At 70.4% G+C, this 25,186-nt stretch carries 19 protein-coding genes; 7 read left to right on the top strand and 12 right to left on the bottom strand.

The window, feature by feature from the left end; all coding sequences use genetic code 11:
- The first annotated feature begins 77 nt into the window (after nucleotides 1-77).
- Nucleotides 78-854 carry an ATP-grasp domain-containing protein gene (locus OG230_RS33355; protein ID WP_443051440.1) on the top strand — a complete coding sequence of 259 codons (777 nt, stop codon included), beginning with the start codon at nucleotides 78-80 and terminating at the stop codon, nucleotides 852-854.
- Between the two features lie 145 nt (nucleotides 855-999).
- Here the strand turns inward: OG230_RS33355 and OG230_RS33350 are convergent, their stop codons facing one another.
- Nucleotides 1,000-1,968: a nucleotidyltransferase domain-containing protein gene (locus OG230_RS33350; RefSeq protein ID WP_328907487.1), complete on the bottom strand. Its 969-nt coding sequence runs from the start codon at nucleotides 1,966-1,968 to the stop codon at nucleotides 1,000-1,002.
- 385 nt (nucleotides 1,969-2,353) lie between these two features.
- Between OG230_RS33350 and OG230_RS33345 the strand changes: the two genes are divergently transcribed.
- Entirely contained in the window at nucleotides 2,354-3,157 is an 804-nt protein-coding gene (locus OG230_RS33345) for an endonuclease I family protein (protein WP_328907486.1), read from the top strand.
- Nucleotides 3,158-3,231: 74 nt separating this feature from the next.
- On the opposite strand, the gene OG230_RS33340 is transcribed toward OG230_RS33345, so the two are convergent.
- From OG230_RS33340 to OG230_RS33305, 8 genes are all read right to left on the bottom strand, one after another.
- Nucleotides 3,232-6,246 (bottom strand): hypothetical protein, encoded by a 3,015-nt coding sequence (locus OG230_RS33340; protein ID WP_328907485.1) that lies wholly within the window; start codon nucleotides 6,244-6,246, stop codon nucleotides 3,232-3,234.
- The gene (locus OG230_RS33335; protein WP_328907484.1) at nucleotides 6,243-8,096 is read right to left on the bottom strand and encodes an HSP90 family protein; all 1,854 of its coding nucleotides are present in this window, start codon (nucleotides 8,094-8,096) and stop codon (nucleotides 6,243-6,245) included. Before OG230_RS33335 ends, OG230_RS33340 begins: the two co-directional genes overlap by 4 nt.
- Nucleotides 8,097-8,414: 318 nt before the next feature.
- Nucleotides 8,415-11,003 (bottom strand): MXAN_6230/SCO0854 family RING domain-containing protein, encoded by a 2,589-nt coding sequence (locus OG230_RS33330; protein WP_328907483.1) that lies wholly within the window; start codon nucleotides 11,001-11,003, stop codon nucleotides 8,415-8,417.
- 365 nt (nucleotides 11,004-11,368) lie between these two features.
- A complete protein-coding gene (locus tag OG230_RS33325; protein WP_443051439.1) occupies nucleotides 11,369-12,892 on the bottom strand; it encodes a DUF6056 family protein in 1,524 nt (507 codons plus the stop codon).
- A 101-nt stretch (nucleotides 12,893-12,993) separates the two neighbouring features.
- Nucleotides 12,994-14,445 carry a glycosyltransferase gene (locus OG230_RS33320; RefSeq protein ID WP_328907481.1) on the bottom strand — a complete coding sequence of 484 codons (1,452 nt, stop codon included), beginning with the start codon at nucleotides 14,443-14,445 and terminating at the stop codon, nucleotides 12,994-12,996.
- Nucleotides 14,446-14,756: 311 nt separating this feature from the next.
- Nucleotides 14,757-15,311, bottom strand: a complete 555-nt coding sequence (locus tag OG230_RS33315) for a YciI family protein (RefSeq protein ID WP_328907480.1) — start codon at nucleotides 15,309-15,311, stop codon at nucleotides 14,757-14,759.
- Nucleotide 15,312: 1 nt separating this feature from the next.
- Nucleotides 15,313-15,477: a hypothetical protein gene (locus OG230_RS33310; protein WP_328907479.1), complete on the bottom strand. Its 165-nt coding sequence runs from the start codon at nucleotides 15,475-15,477 to the stop codon at nucleotides 15,313-15,315.
- Between the two features lie 74 nt (nucleotides 15,478-15,551).
- The gene (locus OG230_RS33305; protein WP_328907478.1) at nucleotides 15,552-17,582 is read right to left on the bottom strand and encodes a prolyl oligopeptidase family serine peptidase; all 2,031 of its coding nucleotides are present in this window, start codon (nucleotides 17,580-17,582) and stop codon (nucleotides 15,552-15,554) included.
- A gap of 730 nt (nucleotides 17,583-18,312) precedes the next feature.
- On the opposite strand from OG230_RS33305, the gene OG230_RS33300 reads away from it, so the two are divergent.
- The 3 genes from OG230_RS33300 to OG230_RS33290 all read left to right on the top strand — a co-directional run bounded on the left by OG230_RS33300 (nucleotide 18,313) and on the right by OG230_RS33290 (nucleotide 20,859).
- Complete coding sequence (locus tag OG230_RS33300; RefSeq protein WP_328907477.1) at nucleotides 18,313-19,230, top strand: S1 family peptidase; 918 nt, start codon at nucleotides 18,313-18,315, stop codon at nucleotides 19,228-19,230.
- Between the two features lie 597 nt (nucleotides 19,231-19,827).
- On the top strand, nucleotides 19,828-20,235 hold the full coding sequence (locus tag OG230_RS33295) for a DUF2267 domain-containing protein (protein WP_328911613.1): 408 nt from the start codon (nucleotides 19,828-19,830) through the stop codon (nucleotides 20,233-20,235).
- 66 nt (nucleotides 20,236-20,301) lie between these two features.
- Nucleotides 20,302-20,859, top strand: a complete 558-nt coding sequence (locus OG230_RS33290; protein ID WP_328907476.1) for a hemerythrin domain-containing protein — start codon at nucleotides 20,302-20,304, stop codon at nucleotides 20,857-20,859.
- A gap of 61 nt (nucleotides 20,860-20,920) precedes the next feature.
- Here OG230_RS33290 and OG230_RS33285 read toward each other — a convergent pair whose 3' ends face one another.
- The gene (locus tag OG230_RS33285; RefSeq protein WP_328907475.1) at nucleotides 20,921-21,364 is read right to left on the bottom strand and encodes an STAS domain-containing protein; all 444 of its coding nucleotides are present in this window, start codon (nucleotides 21,362-21,364) and stop codon (nucleotides 20,921-20,923) included.
- A gap of 334 nt (nucleotides 21,365-21,698) precedes the next feature.
- Between OG230_RS33285 and OG230_RS33280 the strand changes: the two genes are divergently transcribed.
- Nucleotides 21,699-22,691, top strand: a complete 993-nt coding sequence (locus tag OG230_RS33280; RefSeq protein WP_328907474.1) for a YhjD/YihY/BrkB family envelope integrity protein — start codon at nucleotides 21,699-21,701, stop codon at nucleotides 22,689-22,691.
- A gap of 29 nt (nucleotides 22,692-22,720) precedes the next feature.
- On the opposite strand, the gene OG230_RS33275 is transcribed toward OG230_RS33280, so the two are convergent.
- Both OG230_RS33275 and OG230_RS33270 read right to left on the bottom strand, forming a co-directional pair.
- Nucleotides 22,721-23,008 (bottom strand): SHOCT domain-containing protein, encoded by a 288-nt coding sequence (locus OG230_RS33275; RefSeq protein ID WP_328907473.1) that lies wholly within the window; start codon nucleotides 23,006-23,008, stop codon nucleotides 22,721-22,723.
- 86 nt (nucleotides 23,009-23,094) lie between these two features.
- The gene (locus OG230_RS33270; protein WP_328907472.1) at nucleotides 23,095-23,535 is read right to left on the bottom strand and encodes a DUF6325 family protein; all 441 of its coding nucleotides are present in this window, start codon (nucleotides 23,533-23,535) and stop codon (nucleotides 23,095-23,097) included.
- Nucleotides 23,536-23,742: 207 nt separating this feature from the next.
- Between OG230_RS33270 and OG230_RS33265 the strand changes: the two genes are divergently transcribed.
- Nucleotides 23,743-25,161 carry a DUF2252 domain-containing protein gene (locus OG230_RS33265; protein WP_328907471.1) on the top strand — a complete coding sequence of 473 codons (1,419 nt, stop codon included), beginning with the start codon at nucleotides 23,743-23,745 and terminating at the stop codon, nucleotides 25,159-25,161.
- The last annotated feature ends 25 nt before the right edge of the window (nucleotides 25,162-25,186 follow it).

Genomic DNA, 25,186 nt, shown 5'->3' with positions numbered 1-25,186 from the left:
CGCGGCGGAGTCGGTGGCCGCCCCTGCGGGCCGGTGCTGGGGGCAATATCAGGTGTGCCGACCGCTGGACGTGAGCGATGCTCGGTGTTGTGACTCTCCTTCTGCCACCCCGTCTCACCGCCTCGGCGGAGGCTCTGCGTGATGCCGCCCGCCGTCGCGGCCTGCGGACAGTGCACCTGTCCACGTCGACCGTTCCGGCCGATGTCCGCGCCGAGCATCTACATGCCGGGCCCGGCTTCGCGGACATCGTGGCACCTGCTCTGAACATCGCCCTTCTGCAGGCACCAGAGGATTGGCTGGCCCGTTTGCCCCGGGAGTTCACCGGCCGTGAGATCACCTTCGGGCCGATCCGTGACGCTTATGACCTGCGCCGGCCCGCGTTCGTCAAGTCTCCTAACGACAAACAGATTCCGGCACTCGTCTACACCGACGGGTCACGGTTGCCGGGCCCGGACTCGGTGGATCCGCACATGCCCGTGCTCATCAGCGATGTGGTGGAGTTCGTCACGGAGTACCGGCTGTACCTGCTCAACGGCACCGTGCACACCGGCAGTCAGTACGCTCAGCGCGGGCGGCTGAGTCCTGGACCGCTGCACAAGGACGCGGCAGCCTTCGGAACGGAGTTGCTCGCCGAGTGCCGGGACACGCTGCCCTCCGCCATCGTCGTGGACGTGGGCATGGCCGACGGGCGCTGGTCGGTGATCGAAGCCAACGCCGCCTGGGCGAGCGGCATGTACGCCTCCGACCCGCAGCGGGCCTTGGACGTTGTCCTCCAAGCCGCTGGCCCGTTCGATGCCGTCATACCCGGCGATCACGACTTCCTCCGGCTTCCCGGCCCGTTCCGCAGAACATGAATCGCCCGCCGGACGGGCACACTCCAGCGGGCGGCGACGGCAGGGCTGGTTCCGTACCTGTTGACCCCGGCCCGAGCCCGCTGGGGCGGCGCTACGGGCCGCCGGGTTCGAGAATGGACGGAACTGGTCCCGGGCCACGGTGCGTTCAGCCGTGTCGGGCGAGGAGCTCCTGAAGCTCGGCGAGGTGCTCGTCGAATGCGAGGTCGGGGCTGGCGGTCCAGGCACCGTCGAGGTCGGGTCGGTGCCGCGTGACGTGGACGGTGAATGCGGCCAGCTGGTCGCGGGCGTTCTCCTCGACGGTGACGTCCTCCCCCACCATGTGCCGTGCGCGCTGGCTGAGTTCGATGCGTTCCTGAAGCCAGGCCGGCGCTGTCTTGGCGCGGTCGGCTGCCTCTTGGGGGTCCGCTCCGGCGATCGTGGCGATCCGGGCGGCGAGGCGATGGGCGTCATGTCGTTCCGCGATACGCGCGAATCGGGTCCATTCACGCCCCATGGATCCAAGGCGCTCTCCCCAGGATTCAATGCAGACCAGCCGCAGCGCGCGGGCGGCTGCTCGCAGTTGTTGGGTAGCGCGCCGCAGGTCACTGTCGCGGAGGCGGGCGGCCTCGGCTGCGGCCTGGTGCGCGTCGTGACGCCAGCGCTCAAGGCGGGCTGCGACGACTGCGGGATGAAATCGGATCTGCGTGGCCCACTGGGTGAACTCGGCAGTCAGCTTGTCGTCGTTGGAGGCCGCGTGCCCGCCGTACGCCTTGTCCAGGCCGTGGAACCAGCGTGGATCCTGCATGCGCTGCGCGATGCCCTCCGGTCCTGCCGCGAGTGCGTCGCGCAGTTCCTGGGTGGTGAAGGCGACCCAGCCGGTGTCGAGGGTCTGCGCATGTCCGGAGGCGGCCCACCAGTCGACGAGTTCGTTGCGGCGCTCTTCCATCTGCTGCGCCGGCTCCATGGTGGAGACGTAGACAGGCAGGAGATCGATGTCGGACATCGGCCACGGCTCACCGCGTCCGAGACTGCCGCCGACGATCAGGCCGTGCATGCCGGGGACGGCGCCGAGCATGTTGACCGCTTCGGTGAGCCGCTCGTCAAGAAGCTGTCTCCATCGAGGTGTGGGCGTCATGGGCGGGCTCCTCCGAGTTCATGACCACCGCTGATGGCGGCGGTCGGCTGGACGGCATGGGCGGCCCGGTCGCGGGGCGGATTGCTTGGCCCACGGGACGGCGACCTGGGCGTGGACGCCGAGCATCCGAGCGAGGATAGCCGCCAGCAGCTCCCCTGGGCGGGCGAACAGGGCGGGTGAACAGGGCGGTCGCCTCCTCCCCAGCCCCACTCGCGCGGCTGCGTCGTATGCGAGAACGTCACGGAAAAGCCTTCTCCCGGTTACGCGACCTGCCGCCGCCGCGTGCCATGCTCCCGGTGACCAAAAGTCAACACGCGTAGAACGCGGCCTAGTTGAGCCAGATGTTGCGTTCCGTCGCGTTACGTCCCCGGGAAAGGGCACCCCCATGTCCGTTGCGCAGATAGGCAGATGGAAGGTGTTGGCGGCAGCCATATCCACCGTCCTCCTCGGCCTCACCCTTCCGACGGTCGCCGCGAGTCCCGCGAGCGCCACGACCACGGCGTACGACAGCACGTACTACAAGAACGCGATCGGCAAGACCGGTACGAGCCTCAAGTCCTCACTGCACACGATCATCACCCCCCAGACCAAGATCTCGTACGACGCGGTCTGGAACGCGCTGAAGGTCACCGACCAGGACCCGAACAACAGCGCCAACGTAATCCTGCTGTACAGCGGCACTTCGCGCAGCAAGAGCCTCAACGGCGGCGATGTCGGCGACTGGAACCGTGAGCACGTCTGGGCCCAGTCGCACGGCAACTTCGGCACCTCGGCCGGTCCCGGCACCGATCTCCACCACCTGCGCCCCGCGGACGTACAGGTCAACAGCATCCGCGGCAACAAGGACTTCGACCTCGGCGGCAGCGCGGTCAGTGGCGCTTCCGGCAGCTACACGGACACCAACTCCTTCGAGCCGCGCAACGCGGACAAGGGGGACGTGGCCCGCATGATTCTGTACATGGCCGTCCGCTACGAGGGCGACGACGCCTGGGCCGATCTGGAGCCCAACGATTCGGTCTCCAACGGCAGCGTCCCCTACCACGGCCGCCTGTCCGTCCTTAAGCAGTGGAACGAGCAGGACCCGCCGAGCGCCTTCGAGGAGAAGCGCAACCAGGTCATCTACGACACCTACCAGAAGAACCGCAACCCGTTCATCGACCACCCCGAGTGGGTCGAAGCGATCTGGTAGTCCGAGCGTGAGGAGGGCTCGTCTCCCCGCCGCGGCGGGGAGACGAGCCCTCGGTCAGCCGGGGCCTGGAGAGCCTAGGGCCTCTCGCTCAGCTGCTCGATCAGCCTCTCCGCCCGAGCCCGCGCCGTGGTTGCCTCGGGTCCTTCCCACGCGGCGCTGTCCTCGAGAAGCGCGGTGGCCCGGGCGATTCCACTGTCCGTACGGCCCATTTCCTGCTCCGCCCACGCCGCTTGGGCCACACACTGGAAGCGCTCGCCGATGACGTCCGCTCCGAACTCCCGGTACAGCGTGGCGGCCTGGTCGAGGAGGCGGACCATCTGCTCCTTGGTGGCGCGCGCCTGCGCCGAGGACTCCGCTTCACCCTTGTCGTCGCCGTCGCCCTCGCTCTCGCTCTCGCTCTCGTAGAGGGCGTTCTGAAGGAGCTGGGCGGACTGCTGCCAGGTCTGCGCCAACTCGTAGCGCATCGCAGGCTCTTCGGCGCCCTCGACGACCGACGCCGCCTGCTCCATCAGCTGACGCGCGCGGGCGAGCCCGCCGTCCGGCTGCTCGTCCTCCGCGGCCAGCCACGCCAGCGAGCGCAGCACCCGCACCTCCGCCACCGGGTTTCCCCCGATGCGCTGCCACAGCTCCAGGGACCGCCTGTAAGCGGCCTCGGCCTCACCGTGCAGCTGCGCTGCGGCGAGTGCCTCGGCGGCCGAATGGGCGAAACCGGCCTCGAACCGGGGCTCGCCCCAGCCCTTGACGGTCTCCGCCGCAAGCAGGTACTGCTCGGCCGCGGCACGCGGATCGCGCAGGTCCCGGAGGAGACCACCGAGCAGTTCCCTGGCCTCTACGCCGACCCCCTCGTCGAGCTCCACCAGGTCCGCCAGGGCCGACTGGAGCACCTCCGCGGCCTCGACGGTGCGCTCGGCAGCCGCGTACGCCTGGGCCAGCATCAGCCTGGCCCGGGCCCCCGTGGTTGCCGCCAGTCCGGCCTGGTCGAGCCAGTGCGTCGCGTCGAGGGCGTGCACGGCCGCCTCCTCGGCACGGTCGCCCCGGCGGAGCAGGATGTCCGCGAGGGTCATCCGTACAGCGGCCTGATCGGCGCCCTCGGACAGTTCGGCGGCATGACCCAGCGCCGTACGCGCGGTGGTCTCCGCGGCCTCCAGGTCTCCGTGCGCGGCCAGGACGCTCGCCCGGATGGACAGTGGTTCCACCGCGTCCCAGGGCTGCTCAGCCGCCAGGAGGCGATCCGCGGCCGAGGTGAGCAGGGGCATCGAGCGGTCGAGTCCGTCGACCGCGAGAGCCAGCTTCGCCAGGAGGAGTTCGCTGTCCGCGACGAGGTCGGCCACACTCCCCGGACCGGCCGTCCGGGCCGCAGGCTCGTCTCCGTACGTGGCGACGAAGCCTTCCAGCTCGGCCACCAGACGTGTGTCCACGGGCGATTCCGGCTCGGTCGTCGCACGCTCGCGCAGGTGGGACTCGATACGGAGGGTGGTGAGTTCGGCGCCCAGGAGCCGGCGGAGGCGCTCCGGTTCGGTCTCCTCCAGCGCCTGCGCCGACCGCCGGGCGACGGCGAGCAGGTCCCGTATCTCGGCGGGCTCGGCGTCGAACTGGGTCGCACATCCCGCGATGGCCAGGTGTGCGCGGGCCGCCAGGCTGTGCTGTCCGGCCGTCCGATAGGACACGGCAGCCTCGGCGTACAGGGAGCGGGCCGTCGGGTCCGCGGCGGTCACCGCGGCCGTGGCCCGGTGCACGAGCAGGTCTCCGGCCAGCGCCGGGTCGGCGAGGTCCGTGCCGCCCACGCCCTTCTCTCCCGTCCCGGCGAGCAGGGCCACCTGCGCCCACAGCCCTTCGGCGGAGGGATGTCCCTGACGCCGGGCCGTCCGGGCACGGTCGAGGAGGGTGCTGAAGTCCTCGTCCGCACCGCCGTCTTCGGTCCCGCGCGCCGCGGTGTGAGGCGCTGCGGCCCGGGAAGAGGCGGCTACGGACGGCAGCTGCGCGCTGCGCACGCCCAGAGCGAGCGACCCGACCAGGGGCTGCTGTCCGATCCGGTCGACCAGGCGCTGGGAGACGAGCGACGTTCCGTTGCGCGCGTCGAAGAGGGCGGCGATGTCCGTGGCTTCGGCGTAGAGCAGCTCGTGCAGTTCCTTCACGGTACGGTTCGTGCCCCGGTAGGAGACGGTGGCGCCGTCCTCGTGTCCGAGCTCCATGAGCCGGCGCAGCAGGACGAGGACTCCCCCGGTGAACTCCATCTGCGATTCGACATCCGCGAGCGCGCCGAGGTGCCCTGCGTGTTCGGCGAGGATCTCCAGGCCGCGCGACTCGTTCCCGGTGAGGGCGCAGAACTCGATGTGTTCGCCGACCGAACGGAGCAGACTCTCCTTGCCGCGCACCATGCGGTATCCGCGCAAGTGGTACGTACGGGCCTCGTCGGTGCGGCCCAGGCGGGCGAGCGGGAGCAGGGCCCGGGCGAGCACCCGGTGGGGCTCCTCCATGCAGCGGAGGCCGCCGGTGAGCACCTGGTCCCAGACGTCGACCGCCTTCGCGTCGTCGCCCTTGCGTGCCCAGTACCAGCCCTGGGTGTTGACCTCGCAGGCATGGCAGTCGCTCATGCGGTCCCGCTCGGCCGCCGCCCAGCCGTTGATGGCGCGCTCCATCCGGGCCTGGTCACCGATCGCGTCGGCCAGGTAGAACTCGGACTGCCGCACGGCACGTTCGCTGTAGCCGGCCAGTCGGTAGCGGCGTTCCATGTCCTTCAGCCAGCCGTCCACGGCGGTGAGCGGGATCTCCGGGGACTCGACGATTCTCCCGGACACCCACTTGAAGCGCCAGAACAGGTTGTGGACTTCGGAGGAGGAGAAGGCGCCCGGGTCGCGGTCGTACTCCTGGAGCAGCCGGGCGAAGGGTACGACCATCTTGGTGCGCTCGGCGCTGTATTCGTACGCCTCGATCATGACGACGAGCGAACGGCGGAACAGCTCCGGATCTCCGGTGGCCTCGGCAGCCGCGCCGAGTGCCTCCGCGTGGGCGTTCCGGGCCGTCCCGTAGGGCGCCTGCGCGTTCTCGAACATCTCGCGACGGATCTCGTCGGGGGTCATGGTGGTCACTTCTGGTTCTCCTGGGGGTTCGAGTGGGTCGCCCATTCCAGAAGCCCGAGGAAGGCACGGTTGAGCAGGGTGGAGTCGGCCGGGCGCAGGGGCCGTTGCGACATCAGGAGGGCCTGGCCGTACAGCGACTCGACGGCGGTTCCGGTGAGGTCCTCGTCGGGCAGGCCGGCGATCCGGCGGATCAGCGGGTTGTTGTGGTTCAGGACCAGCCGTGCCCGGGGCGCGGAGCCGCGCAGGGAGCCGAGGATGTCGTTCCACAGGGAGTCGGCGTTCTCCTGGGCGGTGGCGCGGTCCCGCTCGTGCCGGGCCTGGCGGTCGTCCAGGAACAGCGCGGGCACGCTCACCGGCTGGAACGCGCGCAGCGCCACATCGCACGCGTGCGGGTCCAGGCGGGTCCGGGCCGTGGCGAGGAAGGACGCGAGGGCCAGCTCGGCGGTCGTGGAGACCGGGTCCAGCCGGTCGGTGACGGCTCCGGCGTCGAGTTCGGTGACCTTCACGCCGGGCCGGATGGCGGGCAGCAGCGCGAGCAGCTCGGCATCGTAGGTGTACCCGGCGTTGACGACGCCGAGGCCGTGGGCGGCGGCGATCGGGGCGATCTGCCGGAACTCCTCCACGGTCCGGGTGAAGTGGATCTCGTCGTGCGCGGCGGCGAACTCCTCCAGGCCGACGCTCCCGTCGCTGGTCTCGAAGGGCAGCCAGGGCAGCATGAGCTCGAAGAGCTCCTTGTCGTGGCGTGCCAGGGACTTCACGCCGAGGTGGTGGACCCGCAGGAAGCCCGCGAGCCGCTGCGGGTCACCTGCCGCCAGCTCGGTCAGCCACTGCCGGATCCGGACACCGAGTGCGTCGCGCACGGCGGCGAGCGTCTCGTCGTCGTAGAGGTTCTCGCGGGAGGCGGTGGGGCGCAGCGAGTCCGTGTCCACCACGGCACGTACGAAGAAGGCCCAGTCGGGCAGCAGGTTGCTCGCGTGATCGGTGAGCAGCATGCCCTTGAGGTAGGTGCGGTGCCCGGCCGTGTGCGCGGGGCTGGTCGGCTCGGGGAGTACATACGCCACTCCTCGCACTCCGGCGACCGGCAGGTCGAGGTCGATCGTGTCGAGCGGGGTGAACCCGAAGACACGGGTGCAGTGCCCGGCGAGCGCCACGCGGCGGGAGGCTGGGGTCGGGTAGGTGCGGTCCCAGACGGCGGGGCGGTCGGTGACCGGGCGCTCGTTGCCGTCCGCGTCGGCGAAGGTGATGTCGTACGGGAGCAGGGAGCCGAAGTCGCGGGCGAGTTCCTCGACGCGGGCGGGCTCCATCCACTCCCCGGAACCGGGGCGCGCCTCCAGGTACACGGTGGTGCCGGGCTCGGTGCGGGCTTCGTCGGGCAGTACCCGGACGGTGTACGAACCGTCGTCGGAGGCGAGCCACTCCACCGGGGAGGCACCAGGGGTGCGCGCGGAACGCGTGACCACTCTGATCCGTCGCGCGACCACGAAGCAGGCGAGCAGGCCGATGCCGAACTGGCCGAGGAACTCGCGCCGGGCCGATTCCAGGCCGTGCTCACCACCGCGCTTGGAACTGCGGCCGATCGTGGCGAGCAGGGTGTGGACCTCGTCGGAGGTCAGACCGATGCCGCTGTCCTCGATGGACACCGTGCCACCGGCCGCGTGGAGCCGGATGTGGATGTGCGCGGCCGGGTCGAGGGCCTGACGGGCGGTGACCGCGTCCACGGCGTTCTGCAGCAGCTCGCGGACGTACACCCGGGGACTGGAGTAGAGATGGTGGGACAGCAGGTCGACCAGCCCCCGCAGGTCGACCTGGAAGCTGTTGACGTCAGGTGCCGTCTCTTCGCCCTGGATGGCGGAAGTCATGGTGCATCACCTCGTGAGCAGTCGTCGCTGAACAGGCGACCTCGAGGTACCCCCCCTCATAGATCGCGAACTGAGACACAGAGTAAGGGGGACCTCCGACAATCGCCCCTGAGATATTCCGGCGGGACCCGGGCTACCGGTGCGAGTGTCGCGCGATGATCCGTTCCAGGAGAGTCGCGAGGTCACGGGCCCCCGGGCCGGCGGGCGCGCCGTGCCCGGTTCGGAGCGGCGCCGAGCGGAAAGCCGTCGAGCCGGACTGCCCTGACGACGTGTCCGAGCCGGTCCGGACGGGAGCCGACCGGACCGGTTCGCCCGTGCTCAGGCGAGCGACGTCGCCAGGTCCGATGCCGCGACGAGACGTACGTCGGCCGCGACGAGGCCGGCCGGGTACAGGGCGAAGACCTCGCTCTTCTCCGGCAGGGAGATGTCTCCCCGCAGCAGGAAGGCGAGCGTCGCCTGCGTGACGTCCAGGCCCGGCTCGTCGTCGGTCGCCGGGGTGCCGATACGGCCGGCGAAGGTCGCGGTGGTCTCCCCCGCGTGGCGTCGGTACGTGCTCCGCGAGCCGTCGGTGTGGCGCACGATCACGGCGTCGGCCCGCGCCGCGGCCTGCCAGGTGGCGAGCTCGCCGAGGCCGACGCGCGCGCCGGACGTGAAGAGGTTGGTCAGGCCCTGACCGAGGGTGGCGAGGTCATCGGCGTAGCGGTGGACCGCGTGATGGGTTCCGGTGACTCCCTGGGCGATGTCGAGCCACCGCAGGGTCCGGGCGGCGACGTCGACGACCATCGGAATGCTCGCCCTCACCTGGCCGGTGAGGTCGAAGCGCTGCTCGACCTGCCGGGGGTCGAAGGCGGGTCCGGTGGATCCGGGCGCGTCACGGACCATGAGTCCGGCGAACGCCTCGTCGAGGTCACCGAAGGCGACGTTGTTGAAGGCGTAGACGAGGGTCACGAGGTGGCGCACGCCCGCGGCGGCCAGCGCGGTCATGTCCAGGTCGACGAACTCGCTCGCTCCCCCGGGCGCGGGTGCGCTGGTCAGGTCACCCGAGTGCACGGCTGCGGAGCGTGCGAAACGCAGGCTGGTGTAGTCGCAGGTGCCGACGTGCCGCCACGTACTGTCGAACATCGCGACGGAGAGGTCCAGGTCGGTCGTGCCGGAGGTCTCGCTCTCCATCCAGTGCAGGAAGAGGCGGAGCGTCCGCCCGTCGGGAACAGCCAGTTCACTGCCTCGCGGCAGGGTGAGCAGGGCGCGCGACGCGGTGCGCTCGCCGAACGGTGCGACCACACCGTCGAGTGCCGCGTCGATCACGGCGACACCCACCCGGTCCAGCCGGCCGGCCCGTCGCAGGATCTCCCCGGTGAGGACGGCTCCGGCACGCTCGACGACGGTGGCGGGCAGCGGGACGCGTTCGTCGTCGACGATGTGCGCCTTCGCGCTTCCGCCCTTCGGGAAGAACACGCGCTCCGACCCCTCGCGTGCGCGGGTGCGGATCGCGCCGAGCGCGGAGAGCAGGACGGCCGGGGCCACCCGGTGGGCGACCCGTTCGAGCGCGATCAGCACCAGGTCGACGTCCGCCGCGTCGGCCGTACGCAGCAAGTGGTCCAGTCGCCGCAGGAGTTCGCCCGGACGCTGTGCGAGCAGCGTGAGCGCGCGCGGGATGTCGGCTCGGGCCAGTGCGGACTCGACGCCGGACGCCCACGGGGTGACGGAGACCTTCGCGTCGGCCGTCGTCGCCGCCGGAACGTCGTCCGCCGCCCTGCGCAGCCGTACGGAAAGGGAGTCTCCGGTGAGGCGGAAGTCGCGGAGCGCGGCGAAGGCGAGCGCGGCGTTCGGGTAGCGGCTCGCGTGCTCGAAGGGGTGCAGGCGCTCCGCGGCGTGCTTCCACGCCGTGGTGTGCCGTCGCATGTCCTCGGCGACGAGCGAGACGTCCAGGCCGTCGAGGATCGAGAGCAGCGCGCGGCGAAGGGGGCGCGGTACGGCGGTGAAGCGCGGGACGGTGACCAATCCTGCGTCGCCACCGGACCGGACGACCAGCAGACGCAGGACGTCGGTCGCGGTGTCCGTCAGGGCCGTGGCGGCCGGGATCGTCACGTGGTGGGCGGATGGGTCGGCAAGGAGCCAGGCGAGCGTACGGGCCTTCGTCTCCCGGCCCGGGATCGTCCTGGGGATCCAGGAGAGGTCCCTGCGGGTCCGGGTGTCCAGGAACAGAGCGAGATCGTCCGTGTCCTGCGGGCTCAGGGCCGTAGGACGGGCGAGCAGGACGGCCAGCTCGTGCCCGGCGTCCGTGGTACGGGCATTGGGATCACCGCCGTGGCCGAGGACACGGAGCCGGTCCGGCAGTGCGCGGTCGCTCCGGGCGGCCTGGCGGGGCCGCCCGGGGCGGAGGAACGGGTCGTCGGCGTCGATCCGGCGGTGGCAGACGGGGCAGGCCGAAAGGTCGGATCCGTCGAAGCAGCTCCGGCATACGAGGTGGGCGCACGGGGAGACGGCGTGCACGGTGCTGTCGGTTCCGCACAGCACGCACGGCTGCTCAGGCGCCTGGAAGAGGAGGGTCAGGACGCGGTCGACGTAGAAGACGAAGGTGTCCTCCGGGGTGCTCTCCGGGAAGGTGCGGAACAGCGGGACGTGGGGCCGGTCCGCCCCCAGCGCACGGTCGATGTCCGCGAGCACGGCCCGGCCCTCGGCGGCGAGCGTCTTCGCATCGAGGGCGGCCAGGGCGTGGCGCAGCGCGGCCGACAGGAGGTAGCCGCGGTCCAGCAGGTCGGCATCGAGAAGTGCCAGGCCGGCAAGGGTGTCCACCGTGGGCCGACCGGACCGGGAGGGAAGGTAGACGGCTCCACGACGTGCCAGGAGTGCCGCGGCAACGCTGCGGCGGCCGGATGTGGTCGTCGGGGTGGTCGTGGTCGTCATGGCCGTTCCTCTCCTGCCCGGCGTCGGCCGGCAGACAGCAAGGTGCCGACCGGCTCGGCCGGCGGCTGCGCGGGGCGCGTGTGTGGTGGCATCGTCGGCCCCTCCTCGCCCGGAACGGCGCGAGGAGGGCGCGCAACTACCGCGCCACCGCGTCGGGTTGCGAAGAGGTGCGGGGCGGAAAGTGAACGCGCTGATTCATTGGAAGAGTTGAGAAGGAAGCACGCTTCGGAGCCGCCCCGCAGCGCGACACTACAAGGTCCGCCGAACAGCCCGCACGTCATTTGTGGCGGGCTGTTGGATCACCCTCCGAGCCCGTCCGAACGGTTCCGCGCCGCACCGGAACAGCCGCACGGTCCGGCCATGGATCAGGGGAGCACGGTCGAGTACGTGACGTGATCGAGGTGGTAGTAGTCGGCGACGCACCCGGCCGGCCAGGGGTTGCGCCCCTGCCTGCTGAACGGCTCCAGCATGCCGCTCACCGTCACCGGCTTGTAGGGGAGCACCTCGGCACCTGCCGCCGCCCGCTCCCGCAGCCATCGGTCCTGGCGGTCCCACCGCTCCGCCCGAGCCTCCATGTTGGTGTCGAGACGGACGAGGGCGATGGCGGGCCCCACGCACACCAGCACGCACAGAGCGGCGCAGACGGCCTTGACCGGGGCGGTGCTCCGGCCGGTCGCCCGTACGGCCTGCCCGAGGAGCAGACCCGCACCGACGAGCAGCACGATGTACAGCAACAGGTAGTCGTTCCAGAGCCTGTTGGTCGTGGCCACACGCTCGCCGAAGGCGGGGTAGGTAATGACCGTGCAGAGATAACCGGAGACGAGAACCGCGAGCGCGCCCGTGGCGACGAGCAGAGGCCGATGCGCGGGCGGGCGCGTCGGGCGCCCGTCGGCGCGCTCCGCCAGGAGGCCCAGCAGAAGCCCGACGGCGACCGCCCCGAGGTACTGCCAGGTGGTGGCGACCGTGACGACGATCTCCCCGAAACCGCGCAGTGAACCGATGAGTGAATCGGGGTCCAGCAGCGCCGAGTTCTGCGCGCCGTACCGTTCGCGCCGGGCCCGGGAGCCCGGCGACGCAAGCAGGATCAGGGCGCCGGTCCCGGTCCCTGCGATGCCCGCCGCGCACCACGCCCATCCGTAGGTCCGGGCGTGGGCCGGGAAGACCCGGAAGCCGACGAGCATGACGGCGACGAGTACGACCACCACGACGACCGTGGTCTCCTCCGACAAGGTGCCGATGACGAGGCCCATGAGGAAGGCGACGGCCAGGGCGACGGTCCTCCCCCGCCGTGACCGCGCCCGCAGGAGTGGAATCACCGCGGCGCAGGCGAGTACGGGTGGCAGGGTGTGCGAGACCGCGGCAGCGGGCCAGTAGAAGGTCTTGTACGTATTGGTCGTGACGAACAGGAAGAGCGCGGTGACCATGGAGGCGATCAGCAGTGCGGTGCCGCGGGGCGCCGTGAGCCCCGCTCTGCGCAGGGCCGCGACCGTCACCGCCGCCAGGATGCCGAGCATCAGTACGCCGCTGACCAGGGCGAACCACTGGTGTCCCGCGACCCCGAACTTCGCGTAGGCACCGACCAGCAGCCCGTTCGCGATCCGCCCGTTGTCGTCGAGGTAGAAGGTACCGACGATCCCGGCGATGCCCTCGTCCCGTACGACGGGCAGGAAGCACCAGTCGTCGGCGCTGGGGCGGACCCGGCGCCCGAACCAGGACGCGGCGGCGAGCAGCGCGAGGGGCGGGACCGCGAGGGCGGGAATCCAGAAGTCCGGCCATGTCCGCTTCCCCGGTGAACGGTGCGGTTCGTTCGGCCGCACGCCCCTCTCCCCGGACCGGCCCTTCTCGTCGGGCGGTTCCGGAACGGCGGTTCCGTGGACGCTGCCAACCATGTGCGGACGTGCCTTTCGTCGCCGGAGGGATCGGAGGGGATCGGAGGGGATCGGAGTTCACTGAAAGGTGTCGTACGGGGAGGGGTGTTCGAGGCCGTCGTTCACCGGCTGTCGGACTTGATCATCGGCGGCTCGGAGGAAGGGGTCCCGTCCGTTCCGTCCGGCGGGCCGGCCGCCGTCCGCGCGCCTCGCCCCGACGTGATCGCCCAGCGGGCCAGCAGGAAGGAGATCGGGGTGACGAGCACGCCGGCGACCAGGGCTGCGAGGTTCTTGTCCATGTCCAGAGCACTGACCGCGAAATGGAGCAGCGCGCCCGACGCCACGAGGTTGATGAGGCTCGACAGCGGATAGCGCACGAACCCGCGCCACGTCGGCTTCGTCCCCACGGTGATGTAGGAGTTGAGAAGGAACGAGCCGATGACGCTGACCGTGAAGGCCACGACGTGGGCGATCAGATACGGGATCCATTGGTTCAGCAGGACGTAGACGGCCAGATACACGGCCGTGTTCACGCAGCCGATCAGCACGAACGAAGCGAACTGACGCAGGGTGCGCGACCGTCCTGCGGCGAGTTCGCTCAGCTCTCCCTGGACGTCGGGCACGGGCCCGACGGGCGGCACGGGACACGACTCGTTCGTCTCCCGCACGACGTACGGGGGGCGGTGCTTCGCCTCGTGGTAAATGCGCCCGACGTATTCACCGATGACCCCGAGCGTGACCAGCTGAATTCCGCTGAGCGCCACGACGGCCGCGAGGAGGGTGGCATAGCCGGGTGTGTCCGCGCCGTTCAGCGCGACGTTCACGACGGTCCACAGGGCGTAGACGAGCGCCGAGACGAAGACCCAGAAGCCGGTGTAGATGGCGAGGCGCAGGGGGCGGTTGTTGAAGGACAGCAATCCGTCGATGCCGTAGTTCAGCAGCCTCCGGCTTCCCCATTTCGACTGTCCGGCCGCCCGCTCCCTGTTCCGGTACCGGAAACTGACCGTATCGAAACCGATCCAGGAGAAGATCCCCTTCGAGAAGCGATTGCTCTCCGGCAGCGAGAGCACGCTGTCCACCGCCCGTCGTGACAGCAGCCGGAAGTCCCCGGAACCGTCGACGACCTCCACGTCCATGCAGCGGCGGACCAGTGCGTAGTACGTGTGGCTGAGCGCGTTGCGCAGCGCTCCCTCGCCCGTCCGGTCGCGGCGGGGAATCACCTGGTCGTAGCCGTGCCGGTGCAGTTCCAGCATGCGGGGGATCAGTTCGGGCGGGTGCTGGAGGTCCGCGTCCATGAGCACCACGGCGGCGCCCCGGGACATACGGAGTCCGGCGAGCATGGCGGCCTCCTTGCCGAAGTTCCGGCTGAAGGCGGTGTAGCGGACCCGAGGGTCCAGGGCAGCGATGCCGCCGAGCAGAAGGCGTGTCCCGTCCGTGCTGCCGTCGTCCACGTAACAGATCTCCAGCTCGTCACCCAGGGGTTCGAGAGCGGCGAGCAACGTGGAGTGAAAGGTCTCGATCGCTTCGGCCTCGTTGAAGCACGGGACGACGACCGACAGTTGAAGGGCAGTCATGTCCACGCTCCCCGGACTCGGCCGAGCGCTGCCTCTGGGTAGCCGGTACCGGCACCGACGCGCGCATCGGAGCTGGGCCTCAGTTCTCCGACGCCGTCCACTGTGCGGGCTTCCGCCGTTCCGGACGGCCATACGAGCCCCGAGCGCGCGAAAGGCCCGTCCTTTTCATTCGAACAGCGCAGGCGCCCCGGTTTCGGCCCATCGGAGCGGGCGGAACGCCGCGGAGAAGCAGCCGCGTCCCGCCCCCGAAGGACCGCACTCCGCGACGACGGCGGGGGCTATGTCCGGGACATACCCCTCGCCACCGGACCTCACTTGCTGTCCCGGCCGCCGAACTGCCAGTCGTGCACCTCGATGGCGGCATACCGGTCCGCGGTGAGCACGCCGCGCGCCGCGTCCCGGTCCGGTGCCCGCACCAGCGCAGCCGTACCCAGCCAGGTGGCCCCGTCGTCGGACAGCAGCGGTCCGTACGCGATCAGCTCGTCCTGGTCCTGCGGCGCCGCGAGGTCGGCGGGCTCCCCGGCACCGAGGCCGAGCACCAGGAACCGGTCCCCTTCGCCTTCGCCGCCGGGGAAGTCCCACATGGTGCGCCCCAGCACGTTGCGCCAACGGCGCAGCATGACGTCGCGGTACACACCGGCCTGGTAGCCGGGCTCGCCGAAGGCGAAGGCCCGTGCGACGGCAGGGTCCGGCAGGTCGAGGATGTGCACACTGCCGGTGGGGTCCTCGCGATCACGGGTGAGAGTCGGCCCTCGGGCGATCATCTCCGACGCGTACCCGTCCATGTAGGACCAGTGCTCCTCCAGGAGCTCTCCACGCAGTGTCAGGGAGCCGGGCCGATCGCGGTGGAAGCAGAAGAATTCCATGTCAGTCCTCCTCTATGCCGTGCGCCGTAAGGATGCTGGGCCTGTCCGGGACCACGACGACGCCTTCCGCCGCTGCGACGAGGCGCTTGAGGTTCGGCAGGAGCGCGCGTTCGTCGAGGGAGTGGACATCGAGCCGCTCGACGTCGAAATCGGTGAACTGGACCATGCGGACAACGTAGAGCACGCCACTGACACCGCTCCGGGCGGCCTTGCCCCTCGGCACAGGCCGCCCGGCACCGCTCAGTCGGAGTCCGGGCGCGGCGGCAGGGCCAGGTGGTGCCACAGGAACGTATGGACCAAGGCGTTGTTGCGGGCGGACTGTTCGTTGTCCGTGGCACCCGCGTGGCCGCCCCCCGTGTTCTCGTGGAGCAGGACCTGGTGGCCGAGTTCGCGCAGCCGGGCCGCCGCCTTGCGGGCGTGGCCGGGGTGGACGCGGTCGTCGCGGGTGGAGGTCATCAGGAGAACGGGCGGGTATACCCGGTCCCCGGTGAGGTGGTGGTACGGCGAGATCGCGCGGAGGTGGGCGCGGTCGGACGCGTCGTCCGGGTCGCCGTACTCGGCGATCCACGAGGCGCCGGCCAGGAGCTTGTGGAAGCGGAGCATGTCCAGCAGCGGTACCTGGGTGACGATCGCGCCGAACAGCTGCGGGTAGCGGGTGAGCATCGCGCCCATGAGCAGCCCGCCGTTGCTTCCGCCCTCGGCGCCCAGCATGGCCGGGGTCGTGATGCCCCGTTCGACGAGGTCCTCGGCGACGGCGGCGAAGTCCTCGAAGGCGCGCGGCCGTTCCGCTCCCAGTGCGGCCTGATGCCAGTCGGGTCCGTACTCGCCGCCACCCCGGATGTTCGCGATCACGTAGGTACCGCCGCGCTCCAGCCATGCCCGGCCCCTCACCGCGCCGTAGTAGGGCGTCAGCGAGACCTCGAAGCCGCCGTAGCCGTAGAGCAGGGCCGGGCCGGGTCCGGTGGTGGAGCGGTCGGGACCGATCACGAAGTACGGCACCCGGGTGCCGTCCTGGGAGGTCGCGAAGAACTGGCCGACGGTCAGACCTGTCGTGTCGAAGCGTGCCGGGACCTGCTTGAGCAGTTCCGTGTCGCCGTCGATCTCTCCGCGGTAGAGGCTGGAGGGCTGCAGGAACCCGGACACGTCCAGGAAGTACTCGTCGGAGACGTCCGGGTCCGTGTCCACCACGGTGACGGCGGACAGGGCCGGGACGTCCGCGAGCGGCTTGCGCGCCCACGCGCCGCCGGGGGCGGGCGTGAGGACCTCGATGCGCGTGCTGACGTCCTGCATCGTCTCCAGGATCAGATGGTGACGTGTCCACGAGTGCCCTGACAGGGCCGTCCGCTCGTCCGGGGTGAACAGGACGTCCGCGGTGCGGTCGCCCGCCATGAAGGCGTCGAAGCCGAAGGCCAGCAGGGAACCCGCGCGATGCCCGAGCCAGTCGGACTTCAACGTGACGATCAGGTACTGGCGATGGGCGTACGCGCGGGCGTCATCGGGAACGTCGATCTTCACGAGCGTGGTGTCGGGGGCCAGGAGATACGTCTCGCTGCGGAAGAAGTCCATGGAGCGCGCGACGAAGTCCCGCTCGAAACCGGGTGTGCTGTCGTGCCAGCCCCAGGCGGACACGTCTCCCGCCTCGGCCTCGAAGACCGGGGCGGCGTCCTCCAGCGGCGTCCCCCGCCGCCACCTGCGGACCGTACGCGGATAGCCGGAGTCGGTCAGCGAGCCCGGCCCGAAGTCCGTGCCGACGAAGACGGTGTCGGCGTCGATCCAGCCGATCCGCGTCTTCGCCTCCGCCACCTGGAATCCGTCCTCGACGAACGTCCGGGTGGCGAGGTCGAATTCGCGGACCACCACGGCGTCGCCGCCGTCGCGCGACAGGCACACCAGCGCCCGGTCGTAGGCGGGGTGGCGCACCCGCGCACCGGCCCACACCCACTTCTCGCCCTCCGCTTCACGGAGCGCGTCGATGTCGAGAAGGACCTCCCACTCGGGAAGGTCCTTGCGGTACTGCTCCGCTGTCGTGCGCCGCCACACGCCCCGTACGTGCTCGGCGTCCCGCCAGAAGTTGTAGAGGAACGCTCCGCGGCGGGCCGGGTACGGGATGCGGTCCGAAGCGTCCAGCACCTCCCGCAGACGGTCCTTCAGGGAGGCGAAGCCCGCGTCGGCGGTCAGCGCGGCCTCCGTCTCGGCGTTCCGCTCGGCCACCCAGTCGAGGGCGGCCTCGCCCTCGACATCTTCCAGCCACAGGTACGGGTCGTCATCCATCACAACCGAATTGTGCAGGTCCGGAACGCACGGCGCGACCATATTGACCCGGTGCCCGGGTGCCCGGCTTCGGACGGGCGGCGGATTTCCGTCGGGGCCGTACGCCTGGCGATGACGGGAACCGGACACCGGGCCGACCCGGGCGAACGGGAACGATTGAGGCATTAGCGCGGTGGCGCTGCTCCTGGCGGAGGGAGCCGGATGCGCGCGGCGGCCCCGGCCGGGGGAGGGAGCGGCACCGCCCGGCGCCGCCGGGCCGGTCACGCATCTGTGCGCCAGCTATGCCTTCGGATCACGAGTGGGAACGCCGCGCCCGGACGGCGGCGACCGGCGTCGCCGGGGCCCGGCACCGGTGCGACGCGACGATTGAACTGGAGAAACGGTATGAGTCCTTCCGCTCCTGCGTCGCACCATCGGAGCGTCCCCGGCGGACTCGCCACGGCCATCTGAAGCGCCCTCAGCAAACCTCTGCAAGCGTTTGCATTCCGCTCGCCCGCCGCTCCCGGACCGGCCGACCGGCCGCGCCGCCGCCTCCCCCGCCGGACTGCGCTCCACATGAACGCGCGTAGACGGCCGAAAGGCATCCTTGCGACGCCACTCCCCCGCACCCCAGGATTCGTCACGTCGAGATTGGCAGGTCCATGGCGGAGTACCCCCCTCCTGGACGTGCCGGTCCCGTCGCAACGGCCCGCCCACCCAGCGGAGCCCCCCACTCCCACCGGAGGATGCAGTGAATCTCAAGCGTCTGTCCCCCCTCGGCGGCGTCGCGAACGGCGCACGGCTGATCGCCGTGGCCACCGCGCTCCTGGCTGCCGCAGCGCTTGCCGCACCCGCCTCGTCCGCGGCCACCGCCGAGGACAGCCGGGCCACCACCGCCCAGCTCGCCGTCGCCAGTGACGCCGTCCGCGGAGCGGATGTCGCCGGCACCGCGTGGTACACCGACCAGGCAACCGGGAAGATCGTCCTCACCGCCGACTCCACCGTCTCGGCCGCCGAGATCGCCAAGATCAAGAAGGCGGCCGGCGAGCGCGCCACGTCGCTGGAGATCAAGCGCACCGACGGTACGTTCAACAAGCTCATCGCCGGCGGCCAGGCCATCTACGCGGGCGGCGGGCGCTGCTCGCTCGGCTTCAACGTCCGCAGCGGCACCACGTACTACGCCCTGACCGCGGGTCACTGCACCAACATCGGCAGCACCTGGTACACCAACTCGGCCAGCACCACGCTGCTCGGCACCCGTACGGGTTCCAGCTTCCCGACCAACGACTACGGCATCATCCGCCACTCCAGCGCCTCGGCGGCGGACGGCCGTGTCTACCTCTACAACGGCAGCTACCGCGACATCACCGCCGCGGGCAACGCCTACGTGGGCCAGTCGGTCCAGCGCAGCGGAAGCACGACCGGGCTGCGCAGCGGCACGGTCACGGGCCTCAACGCGACCGTCAACTACGGCAGCGGCGACATCGTGTACGGCTTGATCCAGACCAACGTCTGCGCCGAGCCGGGTGACAGCGGTGGCTCGATGTTCTCGGGCAGCACCGCTCTCGGCCTGACCTCGGGCGGCAGCGGCAACTGCACCAGCGGTGGCACGACGTTCTTCCAGCCGGTGACCGAAGCCCTCAGCGCGTACGGGGTGAGCATCTTCTAGGCGGGCGGAACGAACGATCCGCAGGATTCGCGGATCGAGCACGCGGCAGTGCATTCACGGACACCCTGGGCCGGCGATCCTCTCCCGATCGCCGGCCCTCGGCCGTGCCCCGGTCCGGGAACGCGGGGCAGCCGGCGGCCACGGCCGCCTCCATGACGCTCAGGGCGGTCATGGCCGCCAGTGCCGTGGAGGCGGCCCCGCCCGTGGGCTCGGTCCGTGCTGGATCCCCCATACTCCGGACCGTCCTTCCCGAGTGTCGTCATCAAGGCGACATCCCCGTTTGTCATCACTTCGACGACATGTTAGAAGGGAGGGGAGGTGACGCGCATGCCGGTGCAGCGCATGGCGCACTGCCCTCATGGGAGGTGTCTCCCGATACGGACGCGCGCCGGCCCCCACAGCGACCGGTTCGGCTGCGTTCTCGCCAGGTGGCTCCCGGACGGCCTCCCGGTCGATCGTCCCGGTCGCTACCCTTGGCATGGAGAGCATCGAGGCAGGTACCGGCCTCGCAGCGGCGGGGGGCGGGACATGAGTTCCCCTCCCATGGCTCGCCCTCCGCCTCCTTCCCTGCACCGAGGGAGGTCATAAGTGACGCACATCAGCTGGTCGGCGTTCCTGGACGCCGTCCGGGAGCGCGGCAGCTACCCCTCGTCGTACGAGGCGGAACGGGCGGCGCGCACCGTACTCGCCCTGCTGGGGGCACATCTGGTCGGCGAAGAACGTTCCGAACTGGCGGCGAGGCTGCCCGACACCTTCGCCCTCATCCTGCTCAACCCCCTGCAGGCAGCCGAACCGCTCTCACCGGAAAGATTCGTCCGGGCCACGTCGGCGTGGATCGACGGAGCGAACGAGCAGACGGCCATGTGGGACGTCGGGGCGGTGCTGAGCGTCGCGGCCGATGCCGCGGGCGAGGATCTCACCCGTCGTCTGCTGCTTCAGCTGCCCCCTGGCTACGATCTGCTCTTCGGACGCCCCGGGCCCCTGGAACTGCCCGCCGAGCAGTGAGGCGGTGTGCCTGAACGCCCTCGCCCTCCCCCTCCCTTCAGTCCGCCGACCCCGAAGGAGAGTTCCATGATTCACGGCAGCACCGTGATCGGGGAGATTCAGGCCGATCACCGTGAGACCGAAAGGCTCTTCGCCCGCCTCGAAGCCCGGCCCGTGCAGGACCTGCAGTGCCGCGTGCTGGCGGACGAGCTGACAGCGCTGCTGGTACGGACGGCTGTTGCCGAGGAGACGCATCTCTATCCAGTGGTACGTGAACGCCTCAGGAACGGGCGTGAGCTCGCCGCCCAGGAGATCGCCGCCCAGACCCGGATCGAGATGATCCTCAAGGAGATGGAAGACCTGGAGTCCGAGGATCCGCGCTTCACGGAGCGGCTTTCCGATCTGAAGGCCGAGGTCCTGGCCCACATCCGCGACGAGGAGCTGCGGCTGTTCCCCGAGCTGTCCCACACCTGCTCGGCGCAGGAGCTGCAACTGATGGGGCAGCACGTGCGCCACACCATGGAGACGGCGCCGACCCGTCCGCATCCTTCGCTGCCCACCTCGCCGCCCGCGATCAAGATCGTGGCGCCGGGCGTCGGCATGGTCGACCGGCTCCGCGACACGCTGAGCGGACGCCCGCACTGACCCGGACCGCGCGGGACCGCTCCAGGCGACTGCCGTACTCCGGCTCCGGCGGCGTACGGGGTCAGGTCTTGCCCTGCCGCAGGGGCGGTACGAGGCCGTCGGGTGGCGCCGTGGCCCGCAGGGCGAGGTGCCGCTGCCGTTCGGCCCGCTCCTCGACCATGCGCCGGAACCCCATGAGTGCGGCACGTTCCGGGGGATAGCCGTGACCGCCCGGCAGAACGGCGACGGCCTCCATCACCTGCTGCGGCTGGGCCTGCCAGCCGACCACGAGGACCCGGAGGCCCCGGCACTCCGCCCGCCGGTGCAGATCGAGGAAGAGCAGCAGACCGGCCGAGTCCATGAAGGTCACCCCGTGCATGTCAAGGATGACCACCGTGGCCGCTGACGGCACGCTGGCGAGGGTGCCGGCGAGAAGTGGCTCGGCGGCGGCGTCCAGGTCGCCCGCGGCACTGACCAGAACCGAACTGCCGGTGTACTGAAACGCTGTTCCGAAAGAGACCGTCACACCCGTGTCCTCCATCCGCCGAGGTGCGTTGGGTTCGCATCGGCCCAGATCAGCCACAGAGGATGCCGCAGCCGAGGGGACGGGACGACGAGGCGCGCCGACGGACGGACCACAGCCGCGGCCGTTCCCGCCAACAGCCCAACCCCCGGCCCCCTGAGCCGCTCGCGCTCCGCCCCTGCGTACGGTCACCCGGCCTCCCGCCCCGACGTGCCGGGACGGAGGCGGTACCGCAGGCTGTACGGAGGGAAAGGAGCAGCATGACGCCGACCGCTGGACGGACCTCGTCGCCCGTGGCCGCCACGCCGCTGGTCACGAGCGTCCTGCCGCTCCCCCGATGACCGCTGAAGAGCCCGTGGGCCACGGGATGGACGCCGACGTGGGCTCGCAAGGCGGCCCTGCGGGACGTGGCGCAGCCGCGGTCCTCCGCGATCTCCTGCGGCGCTCGTGGTGGCGGGCGAGGTCCGACGACGCCCGGCTCACCGCGCAACGGCTCCGGAGTTCCGGAGAAGCGCGCTTCCCGATCATCACGCATCTGACGGCCCGGATGCTCTCCGTCAACATCCTCGACGCCGCCACCCGATTGGCCGCGCAGTGCTTCCTGACCGCGGTGCCGCTGCTGTTCGTCTTCGCCTCCTTCGCGCCGCAGGGGGTACAGGACCAGCTGGTCAGCTCCCTGCGCGCGGTCTTCGGGCTCACCGGGGCCTCGAACACACAGCTGGAACAGCTCTACCGATCGGACAGCGAGTCCCTGCGCGAGGTCACCGGCTTCGTCGGGTCCCTGATGGTGGTGCTCTCGGCCACAGCGGTGAGCCGGGCCGTCCAGCGCCTGTGCCATCGCGCCTGGGAGATCCCCCGAGGGGGAACGAAGGTCGCCCCGTGGCGTTGGCTCGTCTGGATCGCTGTCTGGCCGGTCGTTCTGGTGGTGCAGGCCCCGCTGCGGGACGGGTTCGGTGCCGGGCTGTGGCTGGGAGTTCCCGTCACGCTGGCCTGCCAGACGGCTCTGTGGTGGTGGAGCCAGCACCTGCTCATGGGCGGTCGTGTCCGCTGGCTGCCGTTGCTGCCCGGTGCCCTGCTCACCGCTGCGGCGGTGACCGTCCTGTCCGTCACCGCCCGCTTCTACATGCCGACGGCGCTCAATCGGACGCTGTCCGAGTACGGTTCGCTGGGCCCTGTCTTCACCCTGCTGTCGTGGCTGATCGTGGTCTGCGCGGCCGTCTGCATCGGTATCACCATGGGGGCCGTACTGGCCCAGGAAACGCACTGGGCCGACCGCCTCGGCACACATGCGCCTCGGCGGCCGGCCGCGCCCACGGACCGCAACCCGTAACAGGCGTTCAGGCAGTGCTCGGGATTCGCTCAGGAGTTGAGGATGCGGCTCTTCTGGGTCTCGAACTCGGCTTCGGTGAGCACACCCTGCGCCTTGAGTTCGCCGAGCTCCTTCAGCTGGTCGATCTTGCTCTCCATCGACGGCGCGGGCGGCGCGGCAGGGGCGGGTGGGGCGGCGTAGGCACGCTCCTGGGCGACGTGCGTGTCCTCCTGCGCGGCCCAGCGGCCGGCCTGACGTCGCGACACACGATTGGAGACCGCGGTCGCCGTCCCGGCGACCACAGCGGTTCGGGCGACCCCACGGAGTAGACCGGGCATCTGATTCTCCCTTGCTCGTGGATCGGCCCGGAGCGGTCGTCGCGACAGCGTCCGGGCCTGGATTGTTGACGGAACCGGCTGCGGACTCAGGCTTCGGCCGCTTCGAGCGATTCCAGAAGAGCCGGCACCGGAATCCGCCCGCCGGCCACCATCTCGGCTCCGGCGCGCCGCAGCGCCGCGGCGAAGGGCGCGGCCCAGGTGTTCTCGTAGACGATGATCCCGGCGGACGTCTCCGGCGCCAGAACGGCGGCGACCTCCTGCAGGTCGTCCTGACCGAGCAGTCCGGACGAGGCACCTTCGAAGAGGGCCAGGTCGAGTTGCCCGTCACCGTCCAGGTCGGCGATCTGCAATCCCGTCACCGAACCGTCGCGCTCTTTTCTGACGAAACTCAGGTCGAGAATCCGGATGACGCGCCGCTCCACCAGATCGAGAAGGAGCGGAAAGGCCTCGCCCGTCATGCGGTTGCCCGGGAACTCGACGACCAAGTAGTCGACAGGGCCCATATCGAAATCCTCGGCTGTGCTCATCGGGGCTCCTGATCTGGTTCGGTCCTCACACCAACCTCACCATTGCAACACCGCGCGCCGCGCCATGCACCTCGGCCCGCATCCCCCTGCGGGACGTACCGGCAGCGCGAAGGTGCCCGATATGCGGTTCCCTGGAACGGAGCAGGGCCGGCACGGCATCCGCTCATCCACGCCGCACGGGCGGCACGCCGCTGGGGAAGGTGCGAAATGAAACGGAAATCGGTGACGGTCACACGAGAAGTGCAGCGTTCGCCCCGGGAGCGGGCAGCCCGGGGCAAGGCTGCGCGTAAGCGTGCCCCGCGTTCCGCCCACGCGGAATTCACGGCCTCCCGGCATCGGCCGGACCCGGTGGACACCATCGAGAAGCAGTCCGCGACGCGCGTACAGGACCTCGTTCCGATCCGGTACGGGCGCATGTCGGAGTCACCTTTCCGCTTCTACCGGGGTGCAGCCGCGGTCATGGCGGGAGATCTGGCCACCACGCAGGATTCCGGTCTGCGCGCCCAGCTGTGCGGTGATGCCCACATGCTCAATTTCCGTCTGCTGGCCTCTCCGGAGCGGAATCTGCTTTTCGATATCAATGACTTCGACGAGACGCTGCCCGGACCCTGGGAATGGGACGTCAAACGGCTGGCTGCCAGCATGGTGATCGCCGGCCGGGAGAACGGTTTCAGCTCACGGCACCGCGCCACGATCGTCCGCGCCACCGTGAGGTCGTACCGGGAGGAGATGCGCAGGTTCGCCGGAATGCGCACGCTCGACGTGTGGTACGCCCGGTCCGATGCCGCGCAACTGTCGGCGCTGGCGTCCGGACGGCTGCACAAGCGGGGGCGCAAGAAGCTCGCCCGGTCCTTGGCGAAGGCACGCACGCACGACAGCCTCCAGGCGTTCGGGAAGCTCACCGCCATGATCGACGGAGAGCGCCGGATCGCGGCCTCGCCCCCCGTCATCACGCCGCTCGCCGATCTGCTGCCCGACGTGGAACGCCGGGCTCTGGAGGAGACCGTGCGCGGTCTCATCCGCCGGTACGGCACGAGTCTCCCGACCGACCGCCAGTACCTGCTCCGGCAGTTCACTCCGGTGGACTTCGCACGCAAGGTGGTGGGCGTCGGCAGCGTCGGTACCCGGTGCTGGATCGTGCTGCTGCTCGGCCGGGACGGCGGGGATCCGCTGTTCCTCCAGGCCAAGGAGGCATCGGAGTCCGTCCTCGCCCCGCACGTGGGGAGCAGCCGGTTCGCCACGCAGGGCGAACGGGTGGTCGCCGGACAGCGGTTGATGCAGGCCGCCAGCGACATCTTTCTGGGCTGGGAACGGGTGCAGGGGATCGATGACCGGGAGCGGGACTTCTACGTACGCCAGTTGCGGGACTGGAAATTCGTCGCCGAACCGTCCCTGATGGTGCCCCGCGGCATGCAGATGTTCGGCGAACTGTGCGGGGCCACGCTCGCGCGGGCCCACGCCAGGTCGGGCGACCGTATCGCCATCGCCGCCTATCTCGGCAGTGGTGACGTGTTCGACCGTGCCCTGGCGACCTTCGCCGAGCGTTACGCCGACCAGAACGAGCGCGACCACCAGGCGCTCCTCGACGCCATCAAGGACAAGCGCGTTGCCGCGCGGGCGGACTGAGGACCGGTCGGGTACCGGCTGCGGG

This window comes from Streptomyces sp. NBC_00234 (assembly GCF_036195325.1).
GTDB lineage: Bacteria > Actinomycetota > Actinomycetes > Streptomycetales > Streptomycetaceae > Streptomyces.
Note: the sequence above shows the minus strand (reverse complement) of the source record. Positions and strands in the feature narration are given on the sequence as shown.

Bases quoted from the DNA above. Each gene is read 5' to 3' on its own strand.
- OG230_RS33280 (WP_328907474.1), top strand. From the start codon at position 21,699: ATGACCGCTGAAGAGCCCGTGGGCCACGGGATGGACGCCGACGTGGGC.
- OG230_RS33335 (WP_328907484.1), bottom strand. From the start codon at position 8,096: ATGACTTCCGCCATCCAGGGCGAAGAGACGGCACCTGACGTCAACAGC.
- OG230_RS33345 (WP_328907486.1), top strand. From the start codon at position 2,354: ATGTCCGTTGCGCAGATAGGCAGATGGAAGGTGTTGGCGGCAGCCATA.
- OG230_RS33275 (WP_328907473.1), bottom strand. From the start codon at position 23,008: ATGCCCGGTCTACTCCGTGGGGTCGCCCGAACCGCTGTGGTCGCCGGG.
- OG230_RS33270 (WP_328907472.1), bottom strand. From the start codon at position 23,535: ATGAGCACAGCCGAGGATTTCGATATGGGCCCTGTCGACTACTTGGTC.
- OG230_RS33310 (WP_328907479.1), bottom strand. From the start codon at position 15,477: ATGGTCCAGTTCACCGATTTCGACGTCGAGCGGCTCGATGTCCACTCC.
- OG230_RS33355 (WP_443051440.1), top strand. From the start codon at position 78: ATGCTCGGTGTTGTGACTCTCCTTCTGCCACCCCGTCTCACCGCCTCG.
- OG230_RS33350 (WP_328907487.1), bottom strand. From the start codon at position 1,968: ATGACGCCCACACCTCGATGGAGACAGCTTCTTGACGAGCGGCTCACC.
- OG230_RS33320 (WP_328907481.1), bottom strand. From the start codon at position 14,445: ATGACTGCCCTTCAACTGTCGGTCGTCGTCCCGTGCTTCAACGAGGCC.
- OG230_RS33265 (WP_328907471.1), top strand. From the start codon at position 23,743: ATGAAACGGAAATCGGTGACGGTCACACGAGAAGTGCAGCGTTCGCCC.
- OG230_RS33305 (WP_328907478.1), bottom strand. From the start codon at position 17,582: ATGGATGACGACCCGTACCTGTGGCTGGAAGATGTCGAGGGCGAGGCC.
- OG230_RS33290 (WP_328907476.1), top strand. From the start codon at position 20,302: ATGATTCACGGCAGCACCGTGATCGGGGAGATTCAGGCCGATCACCGT.
- OG230_RS33330 (WP_328907483.1), bottom strand. From the start codon at position 11,003: ATGACGACCACGACCACCCCGACGACCACATCCGGCCGCCGCAGCGTT.
- OG230_RS33325 (WP_443051439.1), bottom strand. From the start codon at position 12,892: ATGGTTGGCAGCGTCCACGGAACCGCCGTTCCGGAACCGCCCGACGAG.
- OG230_RS33315 (WP_328907480.1), bottom strand. From the start codon at position 15,311: ATGGAATTCTTCTGCTTCCACCGCGATCGGCCCGGCTCCCTGACACTG.